At 61.9% G+C, this 23,594-nt stretch carries 20 protein-coding genes and 1 pseudogene; 4 read left to right on the top strand and 17 right to left on the bottom strand.

Going from position 1 to position 23,594, the window contains the following annotated elements:
• Positions 1 to 253: 253 nt before the first annotated feature.
• The 5 genes from FZF13_RS03615 to FZF13_RS03635 form a co-directional block, all read right to left on the bottom strand.
• On the bottom strand, positions 254 to 1,528 hold the full coding sequence (locus FZF13_RS03615) for a D-tagatose-bisphosphate aldolase, class II, non-catalytic subunit (RefSeq protein WP_024924931.1): 1,275 nt from the start codon (positions 1,526 to 1,528) through the stop codon (positions 254 to 256).
• Positions 1,525 to 2,472 (bottom strand): tagatose kinase, encoded by a 948-nt coding sequence (locus FZF13_RS03620; RefSeq protein WP_024924932.1) that lies wholly within the window; start codon positions 2,470 to 2,472, stop codon positions 1,525 to 1,527. The genes FZF13_RS03615 and FZF13_RS03620 overlap by 4 nt, the downstream gene beginning before the upstream one ends.
• A 27-nt stretch (positions 2,473 to 2,499) precedes the next feature.
• Positions 2,500 to 3,495, bottom strand: coding sequence for an ABC transporter permease (locus FZF13_RS03625; RefSeq protein ID WP_024924933.1), 996 nt, complete (start codon positions 3,493 to 3,495; stop codon positions 2,500 to 2,502).
• Complete coding sequence (locus FZF13_RS03630) at positions 3,492 to 5,114, bottom strand: sugar ABC transporter ATP-binding protein (protein ID WP_081766912.1); 1,623 nt, start codon at positions 5,112 to 5,114, stop codon at positions 3,492 to 3,494. The genes FZF13_RS03625 and FZF13_RS03630 overlap by 4 nt, the downstream gene beginning before the upstream one ends.
• Before the next feature lie 78 nt (positions 5,115 to 5,192).
• Positions 5,193 to 6,095: a substrate-binding domain-containing protein gene (locus tag FZF13_RS03635; protein ID WP_024924935.1), complete on the bottom strand. Its 903-nt coding sequence runs from the start codon at positions 6,093 to 6,095 to the stop codon at positions 5,193 to 5,195.
• Between the two features lie 357 nt (positions 6,096 to 6,452).
• Between FZF13_RS03635 and FZF13_RS03640 the strand changes: the two genes are divergently transcribed.
• Positions 6,453 to 7,484: a LacI family DNA-binding transcriptional regulator gene (locus FZF13_RS03640; RefSeq protein ID WP_024924936.1), complete on the top strand. Its 1,032-nt coding sequence runs from the start codon at positions 6,453 to 6,455 to the stop codon at positions 7,482 to 7,484.
• A gap of 30 nt (positions 7,485 to 7,514) precedes the next feature.
• On the opposite strand, the gene FZF13_RS03645 is transcribed toward FZF13_RS03640, so the two are convergent.
• On the bottom strand, positions 7,515 to 8,273 hold the full coding sequence (locus FZF13_RS03645; RefSeq protein WP_244431321.1) for a substrate binding domain-containing protein: 759 nt from the start codon (positions 8,271 to 8,273) through the stop codon (positions 7,515 to 7,517).
• Positions 8,274 to 8,288: 15 nt separating this feature from the next.
• Positions 8,289 to 8,432, bottom strand: a pseudogene (locus FZF13_RS29530) (LysR family transcriptional regulator); the annotation flags it as partial.
• 242 nt (positions 8,433 to 8,674) lie between these two features.
• Between FZF13_RS29530 and FZF13_RS03650 the strand changes: the two are divergent.
• Together FZF13_RS03650 and FZF13_RS03655 are read left to right on the top strand one after the other, a co-directional pair.
• Entirely contained in the window at positions 8,675 to 9,034 is a 360-nt protein-coding gene (locus tag FZF13_RS03650; protein ID WP_161773098.1) for a nuclear transport factor 2 family protein, read from the top strand.
• A gap of 78 nt (positions 9,035 to 9,112) precedes the next feature.
• On the top strand, positions 9,113 to 10,459 hold the full coding sequence (locus FZF13_RS03655; protein ID WP_024924939.1) for an aminotransferase family protein: 1,347 nt from the start codon (positions 9,113 to 9,115) through the stop codon (positions 10,457 to 10,459).
• A gap of 82 nt (positions 10,460 to 10,541) precedes the next feature.
• Here the strand turns inward: FZF13_RS03655 and FZF13_RS03660 are convergent, their stop codons facing one another.
• From FZF13_RS03660 to FZF13_RS03705, 10 genes are all read right to left on the bottom strand, one after another.
• Positions 10,542 to 10,988, bottom strand: coding sequence for a cupin domain-containing protein (locus tag FZF13_RS03660; protein ID WP_024924940.1), 447 nt, complete (start codon positions 10,986 to 10,988; stop codon positions 10,542 to 10,544).
• A gap of 35 nt (positions 10,989 to 11,023) precedes the next feature.
• Entirely contained in the window at positions 11,024 to 12,832 is a 1,809-nt protein-coding gene (locus FZF13_RS03665) for an ABC transporter ATP-binding protein (protein ID WP_024924941.1), read from the bottom strand.
• Complete coding sequence (locus FZF13_RS03670; RefSeq protein WP_024924942.1) at positions 12,829 to 13,695, bottom strand: ABC transporter permease; 867 nt, start codon at positions 13,693 to 13,695, stop codon at positions 12,829 to 12,831. The genes FZF13_RS03665 and FZF13_RS03670 overlap by 4 nt, the downstream gene beginning before the upstream one ends.
• Before the next feature lie 14 nt (positions 13,696 to 13,709).
• Positions 13,710 to 14,717 carry an ABC transporter permease gene (locus tag FZF13_RS03675; protein WP_081766913.1) on the bottom strand — a complete coding sequence of 336 codons (1,008 nt, stop codon included), beginning with the start codon at positions 14,715 to 14,717 and terminating at the stop codon, positions 13,710 to 13,712.
• Between the two features lie 28 nt (positions 14,718 to 14,745).
• Complete coding sequence (locus FZF13_RS03680; RefSeq protein ID WP_024924944.1) at positions 14,746 to 16,242, bottom strand: ABC transporter substrate-binding protein; 1,497 nt, start codon at positions 16,240 to 16,242, stop codon at positions 14,746 to 14,748.
• Positions 16,243 to 16,528: 286 nt separating this feature from the next.
• Entirely contained in the window at positions 16,529 to 17,512 is a 984-nt protein-coding gene (locus FZF13_RS03685) for a helix-turn-helix domain-containing protein (RefSeq protein WP_024924945.1), read from the bottom strand.
• Between the two features lie 635 nt (positions 17,513 to 18,147).
• The gene (locus FZF13_RS03690; protein WP_024924946.1) at positions 18,148 to 18,927 is read right to left on the bottom strand and encodes an SDR family oxidoreductase; all 780 of its coding nucleotides are present in this window, start codon (positions 18,925 to 18,927) and stop codon (positions 18,148 to 18,150) included.
• 194 nt (positions 18,928 to 19,121) lie between these two features.
• The gene (gene araH / locus FZF13_RS03695; RefSeq protein ID WP_024924947.1) at positions 19,122 to 20,072 is read right to left on the bottom strand and encodes an L-arabinose ABC transporter permease AraH; all 951 of its coding nucleotides are present in this window, start codon (positions 20,070 to 20,072) and stop codon (positions 19,122 to 19,124) included.
• An 11-nt stretch (positions 20,073 to 20,083) separates the two neighbouring features.
• Positions 20,084 to 21,595, bottom strand: coding sequence for an L-arabinose ABC transporter ATP-binding protein AraG (gene araG, locus FZF13_RS03700; protein ID WP_024924948.1), 1,512 nt, complete (start codon positions 21,593 to 21,595; stop codon positions 20,084 to 20,086).
• 63 nt (positions 21,596 to 21,658) lie between these two features.
• Complete coding sequence (locus tag FZF13_RS03705; protein WP_024924949.1) at positions 21,659 to 22,651, bottom strand: arabinose ABC transporter substrate-binding protein; 993 nt, start codon at positions 22,649 to 22,651, stop codon at positions 21,659 to 21,661.
• 188 nt (positions 22,652 to 22,839) lie between these two features.
• Here FZF13_RS03705 and FZF13_RS03710 point away from each other — a divergent pair, with 188 nt between their 5' ends.
• Entirely contained in the window at positions 22,840 to 23,589 is a 750-nt protein-coding gene (locus FZF13_RS03710) for a FadR/GntR family transcriptional regulator (protein ID WP_024924950.1), read from the top strand.
• Positions 23,590 to 23,594: the final 5 nt, after the last annotated feature.

Genomic DNA, 23,594 nt, shown 5'->3' on the forward strand with positions numbered 1-23,594 from the left:
CCGCTTGATGATTTGCGGCGACGGTACGGGTTCCAATGATTGGAAGGTCAACAGGGTTTTGCGGGTTGTGGTTCGGGCATCATCGAGTTGGGATTTGGGCATTGACGTCGACGATGTGAGATCGCGTTGCAATGCCCCTGGGTGCCTAGCTTGATCGATACGCCCTAAACACGTCAGTGTGGCATAATTTCATGCAGCCTCTTCTACTTGAGGTTTTTCGACGTCATTTTATTTTGTCGCTCCAAGCGCTCGATCACCCGGTTGCGTCGTTGTAGCTTCGTATGACGCTGCGTATTGCCTCCAGCACCAGCGCCCGCGCCGCTGCTTCCACCTTGCCGGCCGCGACGGCCGGGTAGAGCGCGCCGAGATACTGGCTGATCAGCGTTTCAGGCAGGATGCGACCTTCGAGCCGCTTGAACAGCGCATCGACGAGGGCAGTTGCCTGCGGATGTGGCCAGTAATATCGGATGCGGTCGCTGTAGGAGAAGTGGCGCTGGAGGCGAAGGTCGGCAGCCGCGCCGTGATAATACTTCTCCCAATTCTTGGGCTCGGCGAGCAGCAGTGCCTCCATGCCAGGGCGAATGGTCTCGGGTCCGCCATCAAGGAAGGCGGCGATCTGGTCGAGGCCGTAGAGCGCTTCGCGCAGCGCGAAGGTGAGGCCCGGGCCAACCTTCAGGATGGCAAAGCCGTCTTCCACGAGCGCCCGTAAAGCCGACACCGGCTGATAGTCAGTCGAATGCGCCTCGAAGACGAATTGCGGCATTTGGCGCAGGACGCCGCTGAGATCGCGGGCGGCGGCACGGTCGTAGACCACGACGTTCTCATTGCCGAACTCCACGCCCGGCTGCACCACGGCGCCGATGGCGCGGGCGAAGGCATCCTCGAGACCGAGTGCGCCGAATGCCTTGCGATGGACCTCCACGGTTTCGAGGGCAGCAGCCGGCGTTGTCAGTTCCAGATGATCGAGCGCCTCCATGGCGCCGCCGGGGATCGGCACTTCCGTGCCAATGATATAGACGGGCAGATCGTAGCCTGATTCTGCCGCCGCACGCTCGGCAACCAGCGCAAGGCGCGCGGCACGCGCGGCGGTCTCGGCATCCGACAGCGCCACCGGCTCTCCGGCACAGCCCATCGAGGTGTCGAGGTGGATCTTCGTGAAGCCGGCGCGCACGAAGGCATCCATCATCGCCTCGGAGCGCTGCATCGCGTCTTCCGCCGGCAGGTGCTTCCACGGATTGGGGCCGAGATGGTCGCCGCCAAGGATGAGGCGGCGCGTATTGAAGCCGACACGGACGGCGATCTCTTCCACGAAGCGGCGAAACTCGGCAGGCGTCATGCCGGTATAGCCACCCTCCTGGTTCACTTGGTTGCAGGTGGCCTCGATCAGGACGTCCTTTTCGACCGAGAGGCTTTCGAGGAAGGCGGCCTCGATCACCAATGGGTGGGCCGAACAAATGGAGGAGATGCCTCGCCGTTCGCCAGCCGCATAGCGGGCGGGAAGATCGGCGAGTGTGCTGGTGGCGCTCATGCCGCACCTCCCTGATTGTGCAAGAATGTTTCGATCTCGGCCATGGTGGAGGTGCCCTCCATCGGCCCCTTCACACCCACGGCGCGTGCACCGGTGGCATTGGCGATGGTCAGCGCCTTGCGAGATTCCATCCCGCGCAGCCAGCAGGTGACGAAGGCTGCGCCAAAACTGTCGCCCGCGCCGGTCGGATCGATTTCGTCCACCTCGAACGCAGGGACGAAAACCTCGCCGGCGGCATCGAAATAGCTGGCGCCGTCCGCCCCGCGCTTGATGACCACGACCTTGATGCCACGCGCGAGCAGCTCTGCGACGGCCAGTTTTTCTTCCATCGCTTCGGTGAAAAGAAAGATCTCCGCGCCGCTCGGCATGAACAGGTCGGTGTTTTCCAGAGCGTGGGAGAGTGCTGCGCGCATGCCGGGCAGCTCCAGCATCTCCTTGCGGATGTTGGGATCGAAGGAGACGGTGCCGCCCTTGGCCTTGATGCGCGACGTCGCTTCGAAGATGGCCGACACGATGCCGTCGAAGAACAGCGCCGAGCCCATGATGTGCAGGTGGTTAGCGCCGTCGATCAGCTTCTCCGCCTCGGGCGTCAAGCCGATAGCGCTGCAAGCGCTATGCCGGATGTTGTAGATGAAATCGCGGTTGCCGTCCGGCCGGTAGCGCACGAAGGCGCTGCCGGTGGCCGCAGTGGGATGGACGCCGATGGCGGACACATCGGCGCCGTCCCGGGCGAGGCGTTCGACATTGAGCACGCCGAAATCGTCATTGCCGACGGCGCTGACGATGCCGCAGGGCTGGCCGAGCTTCGCCACTTGGTCGATGAAGATCGCCGGCGCACCAGACGCGAAGGGACCGACAAGCGGAATGGCGGTGGTGAAACCGTGCCCCGGCTCAACGGCCATGATCTCGACGACGATCTCGCCGATGGTGATGATCTTTTTCATGATTGCTTACCGAGGATTGCTTGCCGGTCAGGCCCGGGCGGATTTGCTGCGCACGTCGAGCCAGACGGCGACGAGGATGACGACGCCCTTGACGATGAGCTGGTAGAAATAGGGCACCGACAGCATGTTCATGCCGTTGTTGATGACGCCGATGATGAGCGCGCCGAGGATGGTGCCGACGATGGTGCCGACACCACCGGCGAGCGAGGTGCCGCCGAGAACCACGGCCGCGATGGCGTCGAGTTCGTATCCCATGCCGGCATTGGTCTGTGCCGACGACAGGCGCGAGGACAAAAGCATGCCGCTGATCGCGGCCATCATGCCGGAGATGGTGAAGACAATGATCTTGATCCGGTCCACGCGGATGCCCGAATAGACCGCCGCCTCCCGGTTGCCGCCGGTGAGATAGACCTGCCGCCCGAAGATCGTCTTGGACAGGACGATGTGGTTGACCACGAACAGCACGGCCATGATCCAGATGATGATCGGGATGCCAAGCCAGCTTTCGGCGCCGATGGCGAGCCAGGTCTCGTTCTCGATCATCGCCGGCGCGCCGTTGGTAGGCAGGCTGACCGCGCCGCGATAGATGCCCATCGTCGCCACCGTCACGATGAAGGATGGCAACATCAGCTTCGCCGACAGCGTGCCGTTGAGCGCGCCCATGAGCGCGCCCGCCGCCAGCGTCAGCGCCACGACCGGGACGAAACCGAAACCCATGGCGAAGGCCTGCGCCGCCACCATGCCGGAGACGGCGATGATGGAGCCGATCGACAGGTCGATGTCGCCGAGCAGGATGACATAGGTCATGCCGTAGGCGGCGACCGCGATGACCGCCACCTGCTGCATGATGTTCATGAAGTTGTTCAAGGCCAGGAAGCGCGGGCTCATCACCGAGAACACGACGCACAGCACGGCCAGCGAAATGATGATGCCGCTATATTGGCGCACCGTCGGCGAGGCCAGGAACGAGCCGCGAACCTCGGTGTCTGCGGCCTTCTTCTGGATGTCCTGCACGTTGCTCATGCGTTTATCCCCGCTGCATGGGTCATGACGGTTTCGGGTGTGAGGCCGTCGGCTTCCAACACGGCGGCGATGGACTTGTCGTGCATCACCACCACGCGGTCGCTGAGGCCCAGAACCTCCGGAAGCTCGGAGGAGACCATCAGGATCGCGGTGCCGTTGGCGGCGAGTTCGCGGATGATGCAGTAGATCTCGAACTTGGCGCCGACGTCGACGCCGCGGGTCGGCTCGTCCAGGATCAGCACGCGCGGCTTGATCCGGAGCCACTTGGCCAGCACGATCTTCTGCTGGTTGCCGCCGCTCAGCGAACCGGCCCTGGTGTCGATCGAGGCGGTCTTGATGGCCAGGCGCTTCACCTCGGCCCGGGCCGCCTTGCGCTCCGCCGCGCCGCGCATCAGGCCGAGCGGTGCGGAAAGCTGGCCGAGCGCGACCATGTTGATGTTGCGCTCCACGCTGTGGGGTAGCACCAGGCCTTCTTCCTTGCGATTCTCGGTGACGAAGGCGATGCCGGCGCGAATGGCCTGCGCCGACGAGGCGAACGCGACCGGCCTGCCGTCGAGCAGGATTTCGCCGTGCGGCGCATACATGCCGAACAGCGCCTTCATCACGTCGGAGCGGCCCGACCCGACGAGGCCGAACAGGCCGACGACCTCGCCCGGCTTCACGTCGATCGAGACGTCGCGAAACTTGCCGGCAAGGGTGAGTTGCTTCGTCGCCAGAACCGGCGGCGTATTGGGCGACGGACGCGGCGCCTCGCGCGGCGGGTAGATGTCGTTCATCGCGCGGCCGACCATCAGCGTGATCAGCTTGTCGATGCTGGTCTCACTCTTCTCGGTGGTGGTGACGTATTCGCCGTCGCGCATGACGGTGATGTCGTCGGAGAGCCGCATGATCTCTTCCATGCGATGAGAGATGTAGATCACCGCCTTGCCCTGGCCCTTAAGCCGCTCGACGATGGTGAACAGGATTTCGGCCTCGCTGTCGGACAGCGACGATGTCGGCTCGTCGAGGATGATCACGTCGGCCGGCAGGCTGAGGCCCTTGGCGATCTCGACCAGCTGGCGCTGGGCGATCGACAGATCACCGACCTTGGCGCGCACGTCGACCGGCAGGCCTAGTTCACGGATCAGGCGCTCGGCGGCGGCATTGAGTTCGCGGTCGCGGATGAAGCCGAAACGGCTGGGCTCATGGCTGGCGAAGATGTTCTCGGCCACCGACAGGTTGCGGCAGAGGCTGAGTTCCTGGAACACGATGGAAATGCCGTGCGCGCGGGCGTCGCGCGGATTGCGCGGCGTGTAGGCGCTGCCCTTCAGCACGATGTTGCCCGCCGTCGGCGTGAAGACGCCGGCGAGGATCTTCATCAAAGTGGACTTGCCGGCGCCGTTTTCCCCCAGCAGCGTGTGAACGCGCCCACGCCGCACGGTGAGGTTCATGCGCTTGAGCGCCACCACCGGCCCGAACGACTTCGCGATGTCGCGGATTTCGAGCACCACGTCGCCCGCGGCCTGCGGGGCATCGGGATGAGTGGTTTGGCTGGTGGCTGTCACGGATCGCTCCTCGATAACCAGACGGCTCGCCCGCCGACGGCGCGGCGCGCGAAACGCTTCCTTTGTGCGGGGCATGCGTGAGTGTCGGCGCCCGGCCGGGCGGGCGCCAGGAGAAAGGACAGCGGCGGTTCCCGCCGCCGTCCCCAGTTGGGCTTACTTGGTCTCGCCGTCCTTGGTGACGACGCCCGGAACGATCGGCTGCTTGGCCGCGACTGTCTCGCCCTTGATGACCTTGGCCGCGGTCTCCACCGCAACCTTGCCCATCTCGCCCGGATACTGGGCGATGACGCCCACCATCACCGGGTCGTTCTTGACCGCGTTGCGGGCTTCTTCCATGCCGTCGAAGCCGATCACCTTGACCTGGGCGTCGAGCTTGGCGGCCTTGACCGCAGCGGCGGCGGCAAGTGCCGCGTCGTCGCCGAAGCCGAAGATGCCGACGATGTCGGGATTGGCCTGCAGGATGTTCTGCGCGGCGGCCAGCGCCTCGGGGCGGGTGATGCCCGGCTGGATCGCGACGATCTTGACGTCCGGATGCTTTTCCAGGCCCTTCTTGAAGCCTTCGACGCGGTCGACCACCGACTGCACCGTCGGATAATCGATGACCGCGACGTTGCCCTTGCCGCCGATCGACTTGGCCATCAGCTCGGCCGCCTTTTCGCCGCCGGCGAAATTGTCGGTGCCGACGAAGGAGGTGACGTCGACGCCGTTCGCCGGGATGTCGACGGTGATGACCTTGATGCCGGCCTTTTCGGCCTTGGCAATGGCGGCCTTCACGCCCTTCGAATCCACCGGCGAGATGATGATGACGCTCACACCCTTGGTGATGAAGTCCTCGACATCGGCGAGTTGCTTGGAGAGATCCTGGTTGGCGATGGCGATTTCGAGCGGCACCTTCTCGGCCTCGGCCTCCTTCTTCATCGCGTCAGCGAGCGAAATGTAGAAGGGATGCTGCTGGGTCAGCAGTGATGCGCCGATGCCTTCGGCCGAAGCGACGCCCGCCATCATGGCAAGGGCCGCGCCCGACAGAAGAATGCGGCCAAGCGTTTTGCGAAACATGAGTTCCTCCATGGGCCGGCGCCGGCCAGCCGGTTGATGATTAGAACGCGAACGAAGCGTCTCCCGCCCTTGCGGACCATCGTCGGCCGCTACCTCCGGGGCAGGAACTTCAGCCCGGAAACCGAGCCGCCATTCAGATGCCGCATTATCTCCTACGTGTCAATTTATTTTTTTACACGTGATAAAATCTGACTCAGTCGAATAATCCTTGAACTACAGCATCTATCGCGGCGTCTCTAACAGGAGAGCATCGTTTTCGGACCTGCGGCGGCTTGCCTCGGTCAAAAAATAAATTTACGCATGGAAACAAATCGATTTATCCCGTTCGCGGCGTGCCCGCAGGCCAGGAAGCCGAGCATGAACGAGCAAAAGATCCGGACCATGGAGGAGTTCGCGGCGGCAACCGGCCTGTCGCGTCCGACGGTCTCGAAATATTTCGACAACCCCGACAACGTGAAACCGTCCACCCGGGCGCGCATCGAAAAAGCGCTCAAGGACTATGACTACCGGCCCAACATCTTCGCGGTCAGCCTCAACCGCAAGCAGCCGAAGAATATCGGCGTGATCGTGCCCCACATCTCCGACCCCTTCTATGCCGAGGTCGTCCGCCAGATCGAAATGCGCTGCCTCGCCGAGGGCTATTGGGCGATCGTTCTTTCCTCGCATGGCGAACGCAAGCTAGAAGCCCGCGCGATGCGCACCTTGATGTCGCTGAACATTGCGGGGGTGCTGATGGCGCCGCTGGGGTTCGAGACCGACGCCACTTTGCTGGCCAGCCTCGTCAGCACAATGCCGATCATCTTCCTCGACAATCGGGTCAACACCGACCAGTCCTTCGTGGGCACGGATAACCGGCAAAGCATCGGCATGATCACCGAATATCTGTGCCGCACCGGCGAGCACCCTTGCTTCCTCGAAATGCCGGCGGTCAACCAGAACGCGCTGGAGCGCCGCGCGGCCTATATCGCCACCATGGAGCGGCTCGGTTTCGAGCCCATCGTATTGCCGACCTCGGCCAAGGGCTGGGAGTTCGAGGAACTCGGCTACCGCGAAGCTGGCCGCATCCTGGACGGCGGCAGCTTTCCGACCCGGACCGTACTCTGCGCCAATGACCGCCTTGCCTTCGGGGTGATAGCCGCTGCCTTCGAGCGCAAGCTGCCGGTGGGACGGGATGACGGCTGCGAGTTGCGCGTTGCCGGCCATGACGACCACCCGTTAAGCCGCTTCACTTGCCCGCCGCTGACGACGGTGGCGCAGGATTATCAGGGCATCGCCGCAACTGGCGTCGACATGCTGTTCACGCGCATTGCCGGCGGCCCGGAAACGCAGGCCGCCAAACCGGAGATCAAGCGGCTGGAAGCCAAGCTGATCATGCGCGGTTCGGCGTAAAATTCGGCACTCAAGAAAACCCGCATGGACCTAGTTTTCGTTATTCAGATACCGAATCTTACTTCTCATCACATCTAGAAACAGATCCACCTTGCGGGATCTGTGACGCTTCTGCGGAAAGACCGCATAGATGCCGCCATCGGGCAGCGCCCATTCGGGTAGAACCCGCAACAAGCGTCCCGCGGTGACGTCTTCGGCAACCTGGTAGTCCGGGAGAACGGCAAGGCCACCGCCCGCCATGACAGCGGCGCGTACGGCGCTTGTCGTCGATGCCGACAGGCGATGATCGAACCGGATTTTTTGAACCTTCCCGTCGGGATCGGTGAAGGACCAGTTTTCCGCGCGTTCGAGAATGGACAGTTCGACGAACGGCCAGTCCATCAGGTTTTGCGGCCTCTGGATGCGGGCGAGGCGATCGGACCAGGACGGTGGTGCGACCAGCCATTGCGCGAAGGAGCCAAGCAATGTCGCGGTATAGCTGCTGTCGCGCGGCCAGCCCAGGCGGATGGCGACATCGATGCCTTCGCCAACAAGATCGAGGACCCGATCCGAGGCGATCAGATCAACCTTCAAACCGGGAAACTGGTTGACCAACGAAACCAGCACCGGCGTCACGACGGTTGCCCCGAAATCCACTGAAGTCGTCACGCGCAGCAGCCCGCGAATGTCGAGGTTTTCGCGATCAAGAGCGGCGACCGCATCGTCCACCTGGCGCAGTATCGCCGTACAAGCTTCGAAGAATTGCCGCCCGGCGACGGTCAATCCCAGATTGCGGGGATTGCGCAGCAAGAGCGCCGCGCCGACTTCGGCCTCGAGCCGCGACAGATGCGTGCTGATCACGGATTTGGCCAAACCGGTGCGCCTTGCCGCCTCCGACAGAGACCCTGCCTCGATCACCGCAACGAAAATCGAGAGGCGGTTGAGATTGATGTTGCGCAGATCAGCCATCGTTCGCTTTGGTAGAACAATATGTATAAGCCGTCACGGCTTTTGTCTCCAAAGAACCGGACATATTGTTCGATCACAGACAGTCCATTGAGGCGGAGAGATCGGCCCCGAGGCCGACGGCATGTCGATGCGCAGTGTGAACGGCAACGGCATGATGCCGGCTCAATCCGGGCTCTCGCTCAAGGGAACACGACACCCGTCGATGCCCTGCGATGGCCATCGCCAACATGATTGGAGCAACCGTGCAAAACACTTCCCCGAGCGCCGTATTGCAGGCCTATGTCGACGGATCGCGGGACCTGGACTGCACCAAGCTGGTCAAATGTTTCCATCCCAAGGCGATCATGACCGGCATTCTGGTCGATAAGCCGATTGCGGGGACACCGGAACTCTATCTGGCCGACATCGACAGGATGGCCTCGCAAGGCGTGTCCAATGAGGGCTACGAGGCTCGCATCGAGAGCCTGATCGTCAAAGGCTCGGTCGCCAGTGCCACTGTCATCATGTCCGGGCTGGCGGGCCTGAACTTCAACGACTTCATGCACCTTGTCGAAGAAGACGGCCATTGGAGCATCATCTCCAAACTCTTCACCACCGTTTGACCCGCCGGTCGTGGCAAGCGCGGCAGCATGCCTGTCGACCGGCCAACAGCGCGGTTTTCACTATCTCAGGAAGCAGACATGACCTCCACGAACGGCGCCGCGACGGATTGGGCAAAGCGAGACGCCCGCGTCGTCCAACATCCGCATGGCAATCCACAAGATCCCGAACGCCTGGTTCTGGTTCGGGGCAAGGGATCGACGCTTTGGGATGCGGAAGGGCGGGAATATATCGATGCCCACGCCGGTGCGTGGCTGACGCAAGTCGGACACGGACGAGAGGAATTGGCGAAAGTGGCAGCCGAGCAGATGTCGACGCTCGCCCATTTCACCATCATGGCCGATTTCGCCAACACTCCGACGATCGAATTCTGCGAAAGGCTTGTCGAGCGCGCGCCCAGGAACATCGCGAAAGTCCGTCTGATGAGCAGCGGCTCGGAAGCCGACGACGAGGCGTTGCAGCTTGTGCGGCTCTATCATCACCGGCGCGGCCAGCCGCAACGAACCAAGGTGCTGGTGCTGCGCGGCTCGTTCCACGGCCGCACCTATGGCGGGGCCGAGCTTGCAGGAGGGCGGCCGGGAATCGGTGATGTTCCCGACAATGCAATCACGCTGACGCCGCCATGGCCGTATCACACCGAGCTTTTCGGCGGCGAGAACCTGACCGATTTCTGCGTGCGCGAACTTGAAGAGACGATTGCGCGGGTGGGCGCCAAGAACATCGCGGCCATGTTCGGCGAACTGGTGATGGGACCGGCGGGGATGATCCCCGCCCCAGACGACTATTGGCCACGCATGGTCTCGGTGCTGAAGGCGCACGGCATCCTGTTTGTCGCGGACGAGGTGGTGACCGGTTTTGGTCGCGCCGGCGCCTGGTACAGCTCGCTCGACTACAATCTGGCGCCCGATATCATCGTTCTCGCCAAGGGTATCGCCAGCGGCTACATGCCACTCGGAGCGCTGTTGCTTGACGCAAATGTCGCCGATGTCCTCGACGGCGCCGGTGGCGGCGGATCTTATGCGGGCCACCTTGTGGCGGCAGCAGTCGCCTCGGCCAATATCGATATCATCGAGCGGGAGAACCCGCTCGAAGCGTCGAGAGAACGTGGTCGGCAGTTCCTCGACGAGCTTGGCGAGCTGATCAACCTGCCAGTTGTCGGCGACGTGCGCGGCCGCGGCCTGATGGTCGGCGTCGAACTGGTGTCCGACAAGGCGACCCGTGAGCCCCTGTTCGGACGCTTCCCCAGCCTGAGGAAAGACATCGACCGGTTCTTGCGCACGAAACATGGCGTCATCGTCGGCATTCACGGTGGAACGATTGCGCTGACACCGCCGCTGGTTATCACAGCACGGGAAGTAAGCCATGTCGTCGACGCAGTGGGAGATGCCCTGGCGAGGGTCAATATCCACACCGGCCGAATTGACTGAGGCGCGACCGGAACTCACCTTCCCTTAAAATCGGAAGCCGCCGGCGGATAACCGCCGGCGGCTTTTCTTTTGCGACCTTGCCTCAGACCTTCGCCTTGTAGGTCGGATCCAGAGACAGAGCGTGGAAGAGGAAGGGGCGCTTCACATAATGGAAGCCGAGCGGGCAGTGCCGGACACCGGCCGGGATATAGATCGAGCCCGATTTGTTGATGATGCGGCGCTCGCCCTCGATGTCGATGTAGAGTTCGGCACCAAGATCCTGTGGGTTGTCAGGATCGTTACCGGTCCAGATCAGGACTTCGTCATAATCGTGCACATGTTCGGAAACCCAGTGCAGGTGGCGGTCGAACGGCGTGATCCACACATGGGTCATGTGAATCTTCGAACCGGGCTGTACCAGCGTGCCGACCAATTCGAACCCACCTGTGTTCGGCGGATTTTCCAGGTCAGCCAGCGCGCCCTCGGCGGTAAAATCCACCTGCAGCAATGGCAGCGTGTCGTTGAGCAGACCGTCAAAATGGCTCGTCATCATCTTCTCCTCTTGATGAACGGAAGTTCTGGAATTCACCGCGAACCGGTCGCGGACTGCCTCGGCGCGATAGCCGGCATGTCGAAACCGGTTGCGTCGGTGGGCAGTTGCAACGTGTTGGCGAGCAACGATTGTGTGTAGGGATGGCTCGGAGCGCTGAGTACCGCGCGAGCCTCGCCCTGTTCGACGACCCGTCCGGCGCTGAGCACCGCGACCGTGTCCGCGATGTTGCGCACCACGGCGAGGTCATGCGTGACAAAGAGCATGCCGAGACCGTCGGCGAGCAGGCTGCGCAGCAATTCGATCACTGAGGCCTGCACCGAGACGTCGAGCGACGACGTCACCTCGTCGCACAGCAGCACGGCCGGCTTGGCGACCAGGGCGCGGGCGATGGCGACACGCTGGCGCTGGCCGCCGGACAGTTCAGCCGGATAGCGCGTGGCAAGGTCGGGCGAGATGCCCACTCTTTCAAGCGCCTCGGCGATGATGGCGTCGGAGCGGCCGCCGCCGGCTTCCGGCCTGTTGGCCAGCGCCGCAACCAGGCTGGCCCCGATCGTGCGTCGGGGATTGAGCGAGGCGTTGGGATTCTGGAAGATGTATTGCAGTCGCTGGCGAGCATTCTGATCGCGCTCACCGACAGTCAGCGGCATGGGCTTGCCGTCGAGGCTGAGTTGACCGGTGACGTTGTTGTGCAGTCCGATCAGGCATCGCGACAAGGTCGACTTGCCGCTGCCCGACTCGCCTACCACCGCAAGGCATCGACCCGGCTCCACCTTGAGGCTGACGTCAAACAGGATCTGCCGATGGCCGTAGAAAGCATCGACGCCGTCTGCCTGCAGCACGGCCGGCGCGCTGGCCGCCGGCCTGTCGGAACGGTCGATGGCTTCCGAACGCGCCTCGAATACCCGGACCAATTCGGGACGCACGCAGCGCACGAGAGTGCCGCCCACCACCTCCAGCCTTGGCCGGGTGTTGCAGGCTTCGACAGTGTAATCGCAGCGGTCCGAGAAGATGCAGCCACTCGGCGCTTCGCCGACCGCCGGCACGCGCCCGCGGATCGGCCGCAGCAGCTGCCGCGCCTGCAGCGAAGGCACGGCGTCGAGCAAAGCACGCGTATAGGGATGGCGCGGCTTCGCCAGAACCTCCTGCATGCGGCCCTGTTCGACGACCTGGCCACCATACATTACCGTCACATGGTCGGCGACATTGGCAATCACCGCGAGGTCATGGCTGACATAGATCGCGGTCAGATTATCCGAGACGCAGAGCTGGCGGATCAGATCCAGCACCTTGGCGCGGGTCGAGACATCGAGCCCGGTCGTCGGCTCGTCGAGAATGATCAGCTTGGGCTTCGCGATCACCGCCATGGCGATTGCGATGCGCTGTTGCTGCCCGCCAGAAAGCTGGCGCGGACGGCGATGCAGGAAGGCCTCGTCGTCAGGCAAGCCGACCTTGCGCAGGATTTCGCGCGCGCGGGCGATTTTCTCTGCCTTGCTGCCGGCGAGCCCCTCGGTCAGCAAGGTGCCAAGCGACAGCATCGGGTTCAGGGCGGCACCGGGGTCCTGAGCGACATAGGCCACAACTTCGCGCCGTGCTTTCCGCAGACCGGCCGTATCAAGTTCGAGCATGTCGGTGCCGGCCACGCGAACCGCGCCGCCCGCGATCCGCACACCGCGCCGCGCATAGGCAAGCAGCGCCAGCGCCAGCGTCGACTTGCCCGATCCGGACTCGCCGACAATGCCCATCACCTCGCCCTTATCGAGGCTCAGCGAGACATCCTCGATGATTGGGGCGCCGTCCGCGCGTTCGACGGTGAGCCCCGTGGCCTTCAACACCGTCATCATGCCTTGCCTTCCGTCCGCGCCATCACGCGCGCCGCGCCTTCAGCGATCAGACCACCACCGATTGTGTAGAGGATGATCATCGCGATCGGCGCCAACACAGCAAAAGGCTGAGTGCCGAGGCCGGTGCCGTTTTCGCTCACCATCAGCCCCCAGTCGGCGGCCGGTGGCTGGATGCCGTAGCCGATGAAACTCATCGACGAGAGAATGCCGACCGACCAGCTCAATCGCAGGCCCAGTTCAACCAGCAGCGGGGAAGAGACATTGGGCAGAAGTTCGCGCAGGATGATGACCGGTCCGGGCGTGCCGACGGCCTTCGCCCACAGCACATATTCCCGGTCGAGAAGCGGCAGGGCCGCACCGCGGATCACACGGGCAACGCCCGGCATCAAGGTGAGAACGACAAGGCCGACCAGGAGAACAGGCCGCGGCCCGAACACCGAAACGCACAGCAGCGTCAGGAGAACGCCGGGGAAAGCGAGCAGGACATCAAGCGACCGCTTCAGGACGAGATCTGTCCAGCCGCGATAATAGGCGGTCACCAGGGCAATGGCAGCGCCGGTCACGACACTGAGAAGGGCTGAAACCGGTGCCATCCAGGCGAGATAGACCCCGCCCGCAAGCACGCGGGACAGAACATCGCGTCCGAGATTATCGGTGCCCAGCCAGGCTACCGCCGATGGCGCGGCATAAGGTTTGCCCACGGGTGCGGCGGGATCATAGGGAGCCAGGAACGGGCCAATGACGACCAGCGCGGTCATGGCGACCAGCAGAATGACGCCCCAGCGAACTTGCGCGGACGCCCAAAGCCGCCACCAGCCACTGGCGGCGCGCGGGCGAACCCGCCGATGTGTCGTCAGGGTCATTTCTACGCCGGTGCTCACGCCTTGGACCGCCCTTGCGCGCCCGAAGCCTCATCGCGTTGGGCAAGCGAGTCTGCGATGAGGTTGAAGATGAAATAGGCAGAGGCGATCACCAGCACATTGGCCTGGATGACCGGCAGGTCGCGGTTGGTGACGGCATCGACAAGAGCGCTGCCGACACCGGGATAGGCGAACAGATATTCCACCACGACCACTCCGCCGACAGTGAATGCCGCCACGAGGCTGGCCGCCGGGATGATCGGGGCCACCGCGTTCGGAAGAGCGTGCCGGAACAGGACCCGGCTCGGCGACAGGCCTTTCAGCTCGGCGGTCTGGATGTATTCGGTTGCCATCACGTCGATGACCGCCACCCGCACCAGCCGGGCGAGATACATCACGCCGGGGATGATCACGGTCGTGGCCGGCAGCACCAGCGCGTCGGGATAGGAAAAAGGCGAGTCTCCCGGCGGGATGAACGAAACCGCCGGCAGCACATGCAGGACCGTCGTTGCGAAGAGCGCGACCAACACCGTCCCGGTGACGAAGTCGGGCACGGCATTGGCGACCATCGACATGCCGAGAAAGACCTTGTCGACGAGCCCGTCGCGAAACTGGGCGGCAATCACGCCGACAAGCAGGGAGAGCGGCAGCATGACCGCGAGCGCCACTCCGCTCAGCGTCGCGGAATTGCGAACCCCCAGCGCAAGCAGATCCGCCACCGGCTGCCCATTGGACAGCGAGGTTCCCCAGTCGCCATGCAAAATGCCGCCCAGCCAGGTGAGGTATTGCCACCACAGCGGCTGATCGAGACCAAGCTGGGCACGCAGCGAAACCAACTGCTCCTGCGTCGCGCTTTGGCCGAGGATCATGTTGGCGACATCGCCGGGCAAGGCCCTGGCCGCCAGGAAGATCAACAACGACACGGCGAGCAGGGTCAGCGTCCCTTGCAACAGCCTCACAAGGAACGGCTGCAGCCAGGCGAAGACTCCAATCGCCGCATTGTCATTGTGGTTATCGACCGTCATCGAACACCCTTCCTAGCGACAAGACTGGCTACTTGTTGACGGTGACGCCACCGAACTGGATCGCGGTGCGACCGTAGAGGTCGGGCGTCAGTCCGTTCACCGTATCGCGGTAGACAGTGATGTTTTCGGGATAGGCGGCGACGATGTGGCCGCTGCGCTTGTATTCGATCGCCTGCAACTGGGTGATCAGCTTGCATTGCTCCGCCAGATCGCCGGTGCTCTGCAGCTTCTTGGCGAGATCGTTGTATTCCGCATCGTTGAAATGCGTTGCGTTCTCACCCTGCTCCGGCAGCAGCGCTGCGAGCGTGGCCGTTTCATAAGGCCCGCTGGTCAGGCTGATCAGAAACGGCCATTCCCTCCAGCGGTTGAGGAAGGAAGCGGGATCAAGCCGGCGAACCTTGATGGTGATGCCTGCTTGCGCGGCCTGCTGCGCGAAGAGTTGCGCCATTTCCATCATGCCGGCGAAGGCACCGTCGGTCACCAGTTCGAGCTTGAGGTTGCTTTTCCCGGCCTCGGCCAGCAATTGCTTTGCCTTGGCGATGTCCTGCACGCGTTGCGGCTCGGCTGGTGCTGGGCAGGCCGTGTTGTTGCCCAGATAGTCGTTGGCGATCATGCCAAAGCCACCGAACGCATTGTCGACGATCTGCTGGCGGTCGACCACCAGCTTGAGCGCTTCCAGAACCTTTTGGTCGTTGAATGGCGGTGTATCCACCCGCACGGCTATCATTGGATAGGTTGTCGTGCCGCTGACCACGGTTTTCAGCTTTGGGTCCTTGGTCAACGCCGGAACGTCCGTGTACGGCACTGAATAGGCAACGTCGATCTGTCCGCCGCGCAACGCATTGGTGACCGCCTGTTGGTCCCTGAACCCGATGATGCGGAGCTTGTCGAAGCCGGGCTTTTCGCCCCAATAATCGTCGAAACGGGTCAGGCGCGCTTCCTGGCCCGGGGTGAAGGAATCGAGCTTGAACGGGCCCGTGCCGACCACCGATCCGTCGTCGGCAATGGCGCGCATCCTGAAATCATTGTCCGCGAAGGCATTGGCAAAAAGACCGAAGGGACGCTTGAGCGTGAATTCCATCGTCAGGTCGTCGACCTTGCGTATCTTGGCGGGATCGACGAAATCGATCTGGCTCGAGACGACGAAATTGTTCGCCGGGTCCATCATGTATTTGATGCTGGCGATCACGTCGGCGGCGGTGAACGGCTTACCGTCATGGCGCTTGACGTTCGGACGAAGTTTGACGGTCCAGGCGTCCAGGGTGGCGTTGGGTGTCATGGACTCGGCGAGTTCCATCACCACCGCGCCCTTGGAATCATACGCCGTCAGCCCGTCATAAAGTTGGTTGTACAGCGAGCCGGCAGATGCCGAGCTGGTCGGCGTATAGGGCTGCACCATGTCCTTGCTGTTGCCGATGACGCCAAGCACCAGCTCTTGCGCACGCGCAAGAGTGTGGGTCGTCAGGGCCGTCGTGGCAGTCAGCAGAGCGACCGCGATAGCGCGGCTGAATTTCACCGGAACCATATGTTTCGTTCTCCTCCAGATGTGCGGTCCGCGCCCCTGCCCCGATCTTGGGACGGGTTCTTTTTGCAACCGCGTCGGCACAAACCAACACGTCCCGCCAAGACCTGTCTTGGAGCGAAACGAAACCCGGACGGACTTGAACGTAAAATTGAGGTGGAGGTTTTGGCCGAGCGAAGGCTCTCAGCGCTATCGTCCCTGGCTGCGGAGCCCCGGTCGAGAAATGCCTACTTATGCGGCTTCAGCAATGGCTCTCGATGTCGAAAAAGAGCACGGCGGAGGCCAGGAGCTAGTGCATCTTTCCTCGCGATACCGGCCTCAAGAGGTCACTCGGCGCGCAGGCAAACAATTCTTTGAAACAGCGGTTGAAATAGGACAGGTCGTTGAAGCCAACGGAATAGGCGACATCCGCTATGGTCTGTGTGCCGGGCTGGAATTGGAGCTGCCTGATCTTCTCGCGCGCGAAACGCAAGCGCTTGTCGCGAATGAAGGTGGTGCAAGTCATGCCGAGATCCTGAAAATGCAATTGCAGGATCCGCATCGAAACGCCCATGCGCTTTGCCAGCCATTGCGCGGAAAGACGAGGATTTGTCAGATGCTGATCGATCAGAACATCGACCAGTCGCAGTCGCCGGGATGCCAGGTCGCTGAGCGATTCGAACGAAAGTACGCCTTCCACGTCGGACACAAAGGCCTGACGGGTCGCGTCGAGCATCAATTGGCGCAGGTTCGCAGCGTGAGCATCGTTCTCGGCCGTTGCGAGAACTTTGGCCACAAGAGCCCGCAGCGTGACGGCCATCGGATCGGCCGCATCCAGCGTGCGCGCTATATCGAGCTTGTCGCCACCGTGGAAATAGATGAGTTGCCTGGGCAGGTTGAGAGATAGATGGTTGCTGAACTTGCCGCCGAAATGGAATGTCGTCGGCTTGGTGGAATCGACCAGAATGCAGTCGCCCACATTCAGTGCGCTTTGCCGGCCGCCGTGCTCCACACCGCACCCACCTTCGAGTTGCACAAGCAGGAAAAGCTGTTCGATGGCATCGCGCCGAACATCGTCCCAGTCATGATCGACGCGGTCGAGATCGTTGGAGATGTGCGAAAATTCCATGCCGCAGGCATTGATGCGGCGGGCCTCGCCACGAATGTGGAGACTTGTATCCATGGCGCGGGGTCGGAAACTCCCGCAAGTGGAGTGCAGATCGTCGACCCAGCGGCTGAAAGGCGTCCGTATCCGGTCCTTGTGGAGCAATTCCGCAGAGCTCAATAGGTCCAACGCTGCCTCACGCCTTCGCACGACATGTCATTTATCATGTTAAGTAACAGGTTTCGATTTTTGCAACAAGCGCGGCTCTTCGCTCGCACCTGGCACATCCGCACCGCGAGGGATGCAATCGACCGATCAGATTGGCGGAAGGGCTTCGCTAGTCCCGGCGCCGGCTGCCCGATCAACCCTGCTCGCGGCCCCTCGAGCAAAGGGCGCAAAGATACCACTGTGTGTGGACATATCTTTAAGCCAAGCTGCCGGTGATAGCCTGCAGTCGATGGGTTGACGCGAGACGCGCTGAATATCGCTACGATCCGAACTACAACTACCGTTGCGCATGGCTGCAACGATGTACAAGCGGAATATGCTCATACTCCTTCGTGGTAACAAAAAATCTTTACTGCTAATCTTAGTAATAATCGGAACAAATTTCCAAAATTACTGAAATATTTATCAATGTGTACTTAAAAATCACATTAATAAGAAATTACAATCTTACTTCTATAGCGGAAACGCCTTACGCGCTACCGTCGTGAAACGCTAAAATCCTAACGTTCGGATTTCATCACTTACGATCATCCTCAGAACTTTTTAGTTCCGGATTTTTCGACGACCACTTCTTCTCAGGAGTTATCAACCCGCCTTCAAGCCGGATGCTGGAGCATGCTGAGGCCGCCGTCGATGACGAGGCAGGCTGCGTTCATGAACGGACATTCGTCGGAAATCATGAAAACGGCGGCTTTGGCGATTTCGCTTGGTGTGGCTATGCGATTGCCTGGATGCAGAGCGAGCGTCTTTGCCTGCGCCGCCTCCGGATCGGGAAACGAGTTCCAGTAGTCCACCGCCTTCTGCGTCTCGACATAACCCGGTGCCAGCGCATTCACGCGCACACCTTGCGCGGCATATTCCAGCGCCAGCGCCTTGGTCATGCCGAGCAGCGCATGCTTGGCGAGCGGGTAAGGAAAAGTGTGCGGGATGATGGTGAACGCATGTGTCGAGGCGATGTTGAGAATGACGCCGCCGCCGGCCGCTATCATTCCTGGCAGGGCCGCCTTGCAGCAATTCCAGGCCCCTTTCAGATTGACATCGAAACAACGATCCCATTCCGCGCCGCTGGTTTCAAGCGGTGCGTGAAAGACATTAATACCGGCATTGTTGATGACCGCGTTGACGGCTCCGATGGCCACGCAAGCATCGGCCATGGCGGCCTCGATTGCTTGCCCGTCGGTGATATCGACCGTCGCGAAGCCGAATGATCCGCTCGGCGCTTCGAGGGTTTTGGCGGTGCTGGCGAGCAGGTCGCCGTCGCGGTCGACGAGAAAAACGCGCGCGCCTTCCGCCAGACATTGCCTGGCGATGGCTTCGCCTATACCTTGCGCTGCTCCGGTGAGAAAAATGCGCTTGCCTGCCAGCCGCTCACCCATCATGTCCATCTCAGTTCTTGATCGTCATCGTGAGGCCGCCTGTAGAGCAGGCAGACCATCGGTAACAGTAAGGCCTGCCACTCGTAGAAAGCGCCTTTGTGTTGGCAAAGCTTATCCGACGGAAGCCCCTCCGCGCGGACTTGTGCCGACTTCGCCACCCTGTTGTGTCGCAGAAGCCTGTCTGCCATGGATGTTTAACGGCGGCCGAGGGCGGATGAACGCAGATTGTCGAGCAGTACCGCGATGAGCAGGATCACGCCGCGGACGATATATTGGTAGAAGGCCGGAATGTTGAGCAGGTTCATGACGTTCTCGGCGATGCCCATTATGAGTACGCCAACGATCACGCCCGACATGGTGGCGCGGCCGCCGTCCAGTGAAACGCCCCCCAGCACGCACGCGGAGATCACCGAGAGTTCCAGTCCGACCGCAGCGTTGGGCTGCCCCGAGGTGATGCGGGAGGCCAGCAATATGCCGGCCACCGCGCAGGTGAGGCCCTGAAGGGCGAAAATCCAGATGCGCGTCATGTCAACATTGACGCCCGCAAGCCTCGACGCCTCGGGGTTGCCGCCGACGGCCAGCGTATTCTTGCCGAAAACGGTGCGATTGAGCCCGAAGCCGAAAGCGACAAACAGCAGGATCAACACCCAGATTGGCGTCGGCACACCCAGGAGTTTCGATAAGGCAAGCTGGTAGAAATTGGGATCGTTGATGCCCACCGCGCGCCCGTCCGATGCGATGAGCGCCAGGCCGCGCACAATCTGCATGGTGGCGAGCGTGGTGATCAGCGCGTTGATGCGAAACTTGGCGATGACCACGCCGTTGGCGGCGCCGACGACGGCGCCGCAGGCCAAGGCGGCCAGGAGCCCGAGCAGGATCGATCCCGTCGCATTGGAGGCCATGACCGCGACCATGCCGGCAAACGCCACGTTGGAACCGACCGACAGGTCGAAATCCCGCGCCGCCAGACAGAACATCATGGTGCAGGCGACGATGCCGACCGTGACCACCGATTGCAGCAGGCCAAGCATGTTGCGCTCGGTCAGAAAGTTCGGGACGAGCAGCGAAACCAGCGCGAAGGCAAGCACGAAGATGACCACCAGACCCTGTTCGCCGAGGAGGACTTTCTTGAGCGATGTATGCATGAACAAGCTCCTCAGGATGCGATTGCCGCCGGAACGCTCTTGTCCGGCAAGGCGGCGGCCAGGATTTCGCGTTCGTTGAAACGGTCGCGTGTCAATTCCGCCCGGATGCGCCCTTCGCACATGACGTGGATGCGGTCGCAGATGCCCATGACCTCGGGCAGTTCGCTGGAGATGACGACGATCGCCATGCCGCTTTCGGCAAGCTGGTACAGGATTTCGTAGATCTCGGATTTCGCGCCGACATCGATGCCGCGGGTCGGCTCATCGACGATCAGGGTGCCGATGCCCTGCTCGGCTAGCCAGCGCGCCAGGATGACCTTCTGCTGGTTGCCGCCGGACAGGTTGACAACATCCTGCTTACGCGAAGGCGTGCGGATCTTGAGCTTGCGGATGAAGGTTTCCGCCGTGTCCGCTTCCTGTTTCCGGTCGAGCAGCCCGAGGCGTGCATTGTGCCGACGCGAGGAGATGTTGATGTTTTCCTCGATCGAGCGACCCTGGATGATGCCGTCATACTTCCGGTCTTCCGAACACAGTACGACGCCGGAGCGTATGGCGTGATGCGGATCGGAAGCCGCGACAGCCTTGCCATCGACATGCACCGTGCCTGCCCAGCGTGGGTCGGCGCCGAATACCAGCCGCATCAATTCGGATCGACCGGCGCCGATCAGGCCGAAGAAGCCCAGTATCTCACCGGCACGCGCCTCGAAGCCTGCCGGCAGGCGCAGCTTGTCGCCGGCGACGCCTTCGACTTTCAGGCGCACTTCGCCGGCCGGTCGGCCGCGCCAGCCCCAGACGTTGGAAATTTCGCGCCCGACCATTTCAGCCACGACCTGATCGCGCGTAACACCCGCCAGATGCGGGTGATGGGCCGCAAGCTTGCCGTCGCGCAGCACCGTCAGGCTGTCGCAAAGGCGAAAGACCTCGTCCATGCGATGGGAGATGTAGAGGATGACTTTGCCCTCGGCCCGAAGCCGGTCGATCAGCGAGAAGAGGATTTCGCTCTCGCGGGACGAAAGCGAGGATGTCGGCTCGTCCAGCGCGATGACACGCGCGTCGAGCATCATCGCCTTGGCGATCTCCACCATCTGCCGTTCGCCGATGGAGAGTGTCTTGATCTTGCGCCCGGGGTCGATATCGATGCCGGCCGCCTTCAGTTTGTCGCCGACATCGGCGAACATCCGCCTGGCCTGAATGACGCCGCCATTGCTGGGGAAGCGGCCCAGCCGCAGGTTTTCAGCGACGGTCAATTCGGGAACCAGTTGCAGTTCCTGATGGATGACGATGACGCCGGCATGAAAGGCGTCGCGCGTCGAATGATAATGCTGAGCGCGATCGTCGATCCTGATTTCTCCGGAATCGGCGTTCTGATCGCCGGAAAGAATGCGGATCAGCGTCGACTTTCCGGCCCCATTCTCTCCCATGAGGCCATGCACGGCGCCCTTCTCGACACCGAAGGATACGCCGGACAGCGCCCGTACGCCGGGATAGGATTTGGAAATTTCGGAGAATTCGAGAAAGGACATCGGCAAGCCCCTGAGAGGGGCGGCGGGCGAAAACCCGCCGCCATTCCACCTGTTTACTCGAACCTATTCGAGACCGAGGTCCTTGCGAACTTTCTGGTAGTCGTCGCGCTTGGCAAGGGAGCCTGATGTCAGGATCAGCTTTTCCGGCTCCTTGTTGTCGGCGATCCAGCCATACATGTTGAGCGACGTCTCGTAGCCATGGCGTTTGGGCGAGATGATGACGCTGCCGACGAAGCCGGTAGGCTGCGGCTTCTTGAATTCGTTGATCGCCGAATCCGCGCCACCGATGCCGACGCCGATCATGTTGGTGGCCGGAATGCCGACGCTCTCCGAGGCACGAACCGCACCGAGCGCAGCTTCGTCGTTGAGGCCGAAGGCAACCCATTTCTTGATATTCGGATGGGCGTTAAGCACGACGGTCGCGGCATTCAGCGCAGCTTCCGTGTCGGTCTTGGCCTGCGGTGCGTCGAAGATGTTCGAAGCCTTGAAGCCGTTCTTCTTGAGGACCGAGATCGCGCCTTCGACACGGTCCACTGCGGTCGGCAGCTGGTCGTAGGAAACGCGGATCGCGCCGACCTCGTCGGCATTCCAGCCGCGCGCCTTCATCTCGTCGACGATCGCCTGCCCTACGGCCTCGCCGATCTTGGTGGCGGAAATGCCCATATGCGGAACGTCTTCCAGCGGCTTGCCGTCGGCGCCGACCAGTCGATCGTCGACCGTCATCAGCTTGAGATTGTTCGCCGCAGCCTTGGCGACGATACCCGGGCCGAGCTTGACGTCGGGTGTGCAGACCACAAAACCCTGAACGCCCTGGGCGCCCAGATTGTCGATCGCCGACATGAGTTTCTCGCCGTCTTCGGCCCCGATCTTCACAAGCGTGAAGCCTTTTTCCTTCGCAGCCTGGTCAGCGAACTTCCATTCGTCCTGGAACCAGGGCTCCTCCGGCTGCTTGACAACGAAACCGATCTTCACGTCCGCCGCATAGGCTGATGCGCTCATGACAATGGCAGTCACGGCAAATGCGCTGGCGACGAGCGCCTTCTTCAGAAATCGCATGGTTTCCTCCCAGAACGCGACTTGGGCTGCATGCCCTGGTTGCACCAATATTTGATATCATCATACCAGTCAATTGTCTTGGTATGATAAATGAGATAACAGAATACGAATTAGGAAGATTGCGGTAACCGCTGTCCCCAGTAGTCTCGGCAAGGGAATCACGAGATTGCCCGTGGAGGGAGGAATAAATGGCTGACACCTCGCAGGGACTGCGGGAGAAGGAGCGAAAGGTGCAGCGGCCTCGCGTGATGTCAGACACCACGCAGGCGATCGCGTCCGACATATTTTCGGGCCGCTACCAGCCGGGCACCTTCCTGCCGACCGAAAACGATCTGGGTGCCGAGCATGGCGTCAGCAGAACGGTGATCCGCGAAGCTTTGAAGGTATTGGCAGCCAAGGGACTGGTCCTGAGTCGCCCCAGGGTGGGTACGATCGTCTGCGACGAAGACAACTGGAACATCATCGATTCCCAGGTGCTCGCCTGGCATGCTCCGCATGCGCTGGACGACAAATTGTTCGACGCCATCCTCGAAACTCGGCGTGCGATAGAGCCGCTGGTGGCGGAACTTGCCGCCACACGAGCAACGTTGCGCGAAATCGCCGATCTGGAAACGGCCTGGGAGGGAATGGCCAACGCCGGCGAGGACATCGTCAAGTTCTCGCGATCGGACATCACCTTTCACCAGACCCTCTACCGGGCAAGCCATAATCCGATCTTCCGGCAGATCGGCGGGATGATCGATACGGCGCTGAAGTTTTCATTGGAAGCAACCGCCGTGATCTCGCTCGATCGGCGCGCCGAGGCCGTGAAGGCCCACCAGGAAGTTGTGGAGGCGTTGCGGCTGCGCAACGGCGACGCGGCGAGGAAGGCGGCCAACCATATTCTCGATCTCGCGGCCCGTGACCTGGTGAGCGCCAAGCAAATCAAGAACAGCTGAGCCGG

It is taken from the genome of Mesorhizobium terrae, assembly GCF_008727715.1.
GTDB lineage: Bacteria > Pseudomonadota > Alphaproteobacteria > Rhizobiales > Rhizobiaceae > Mesorhizobium > Mesorhizobium terrae.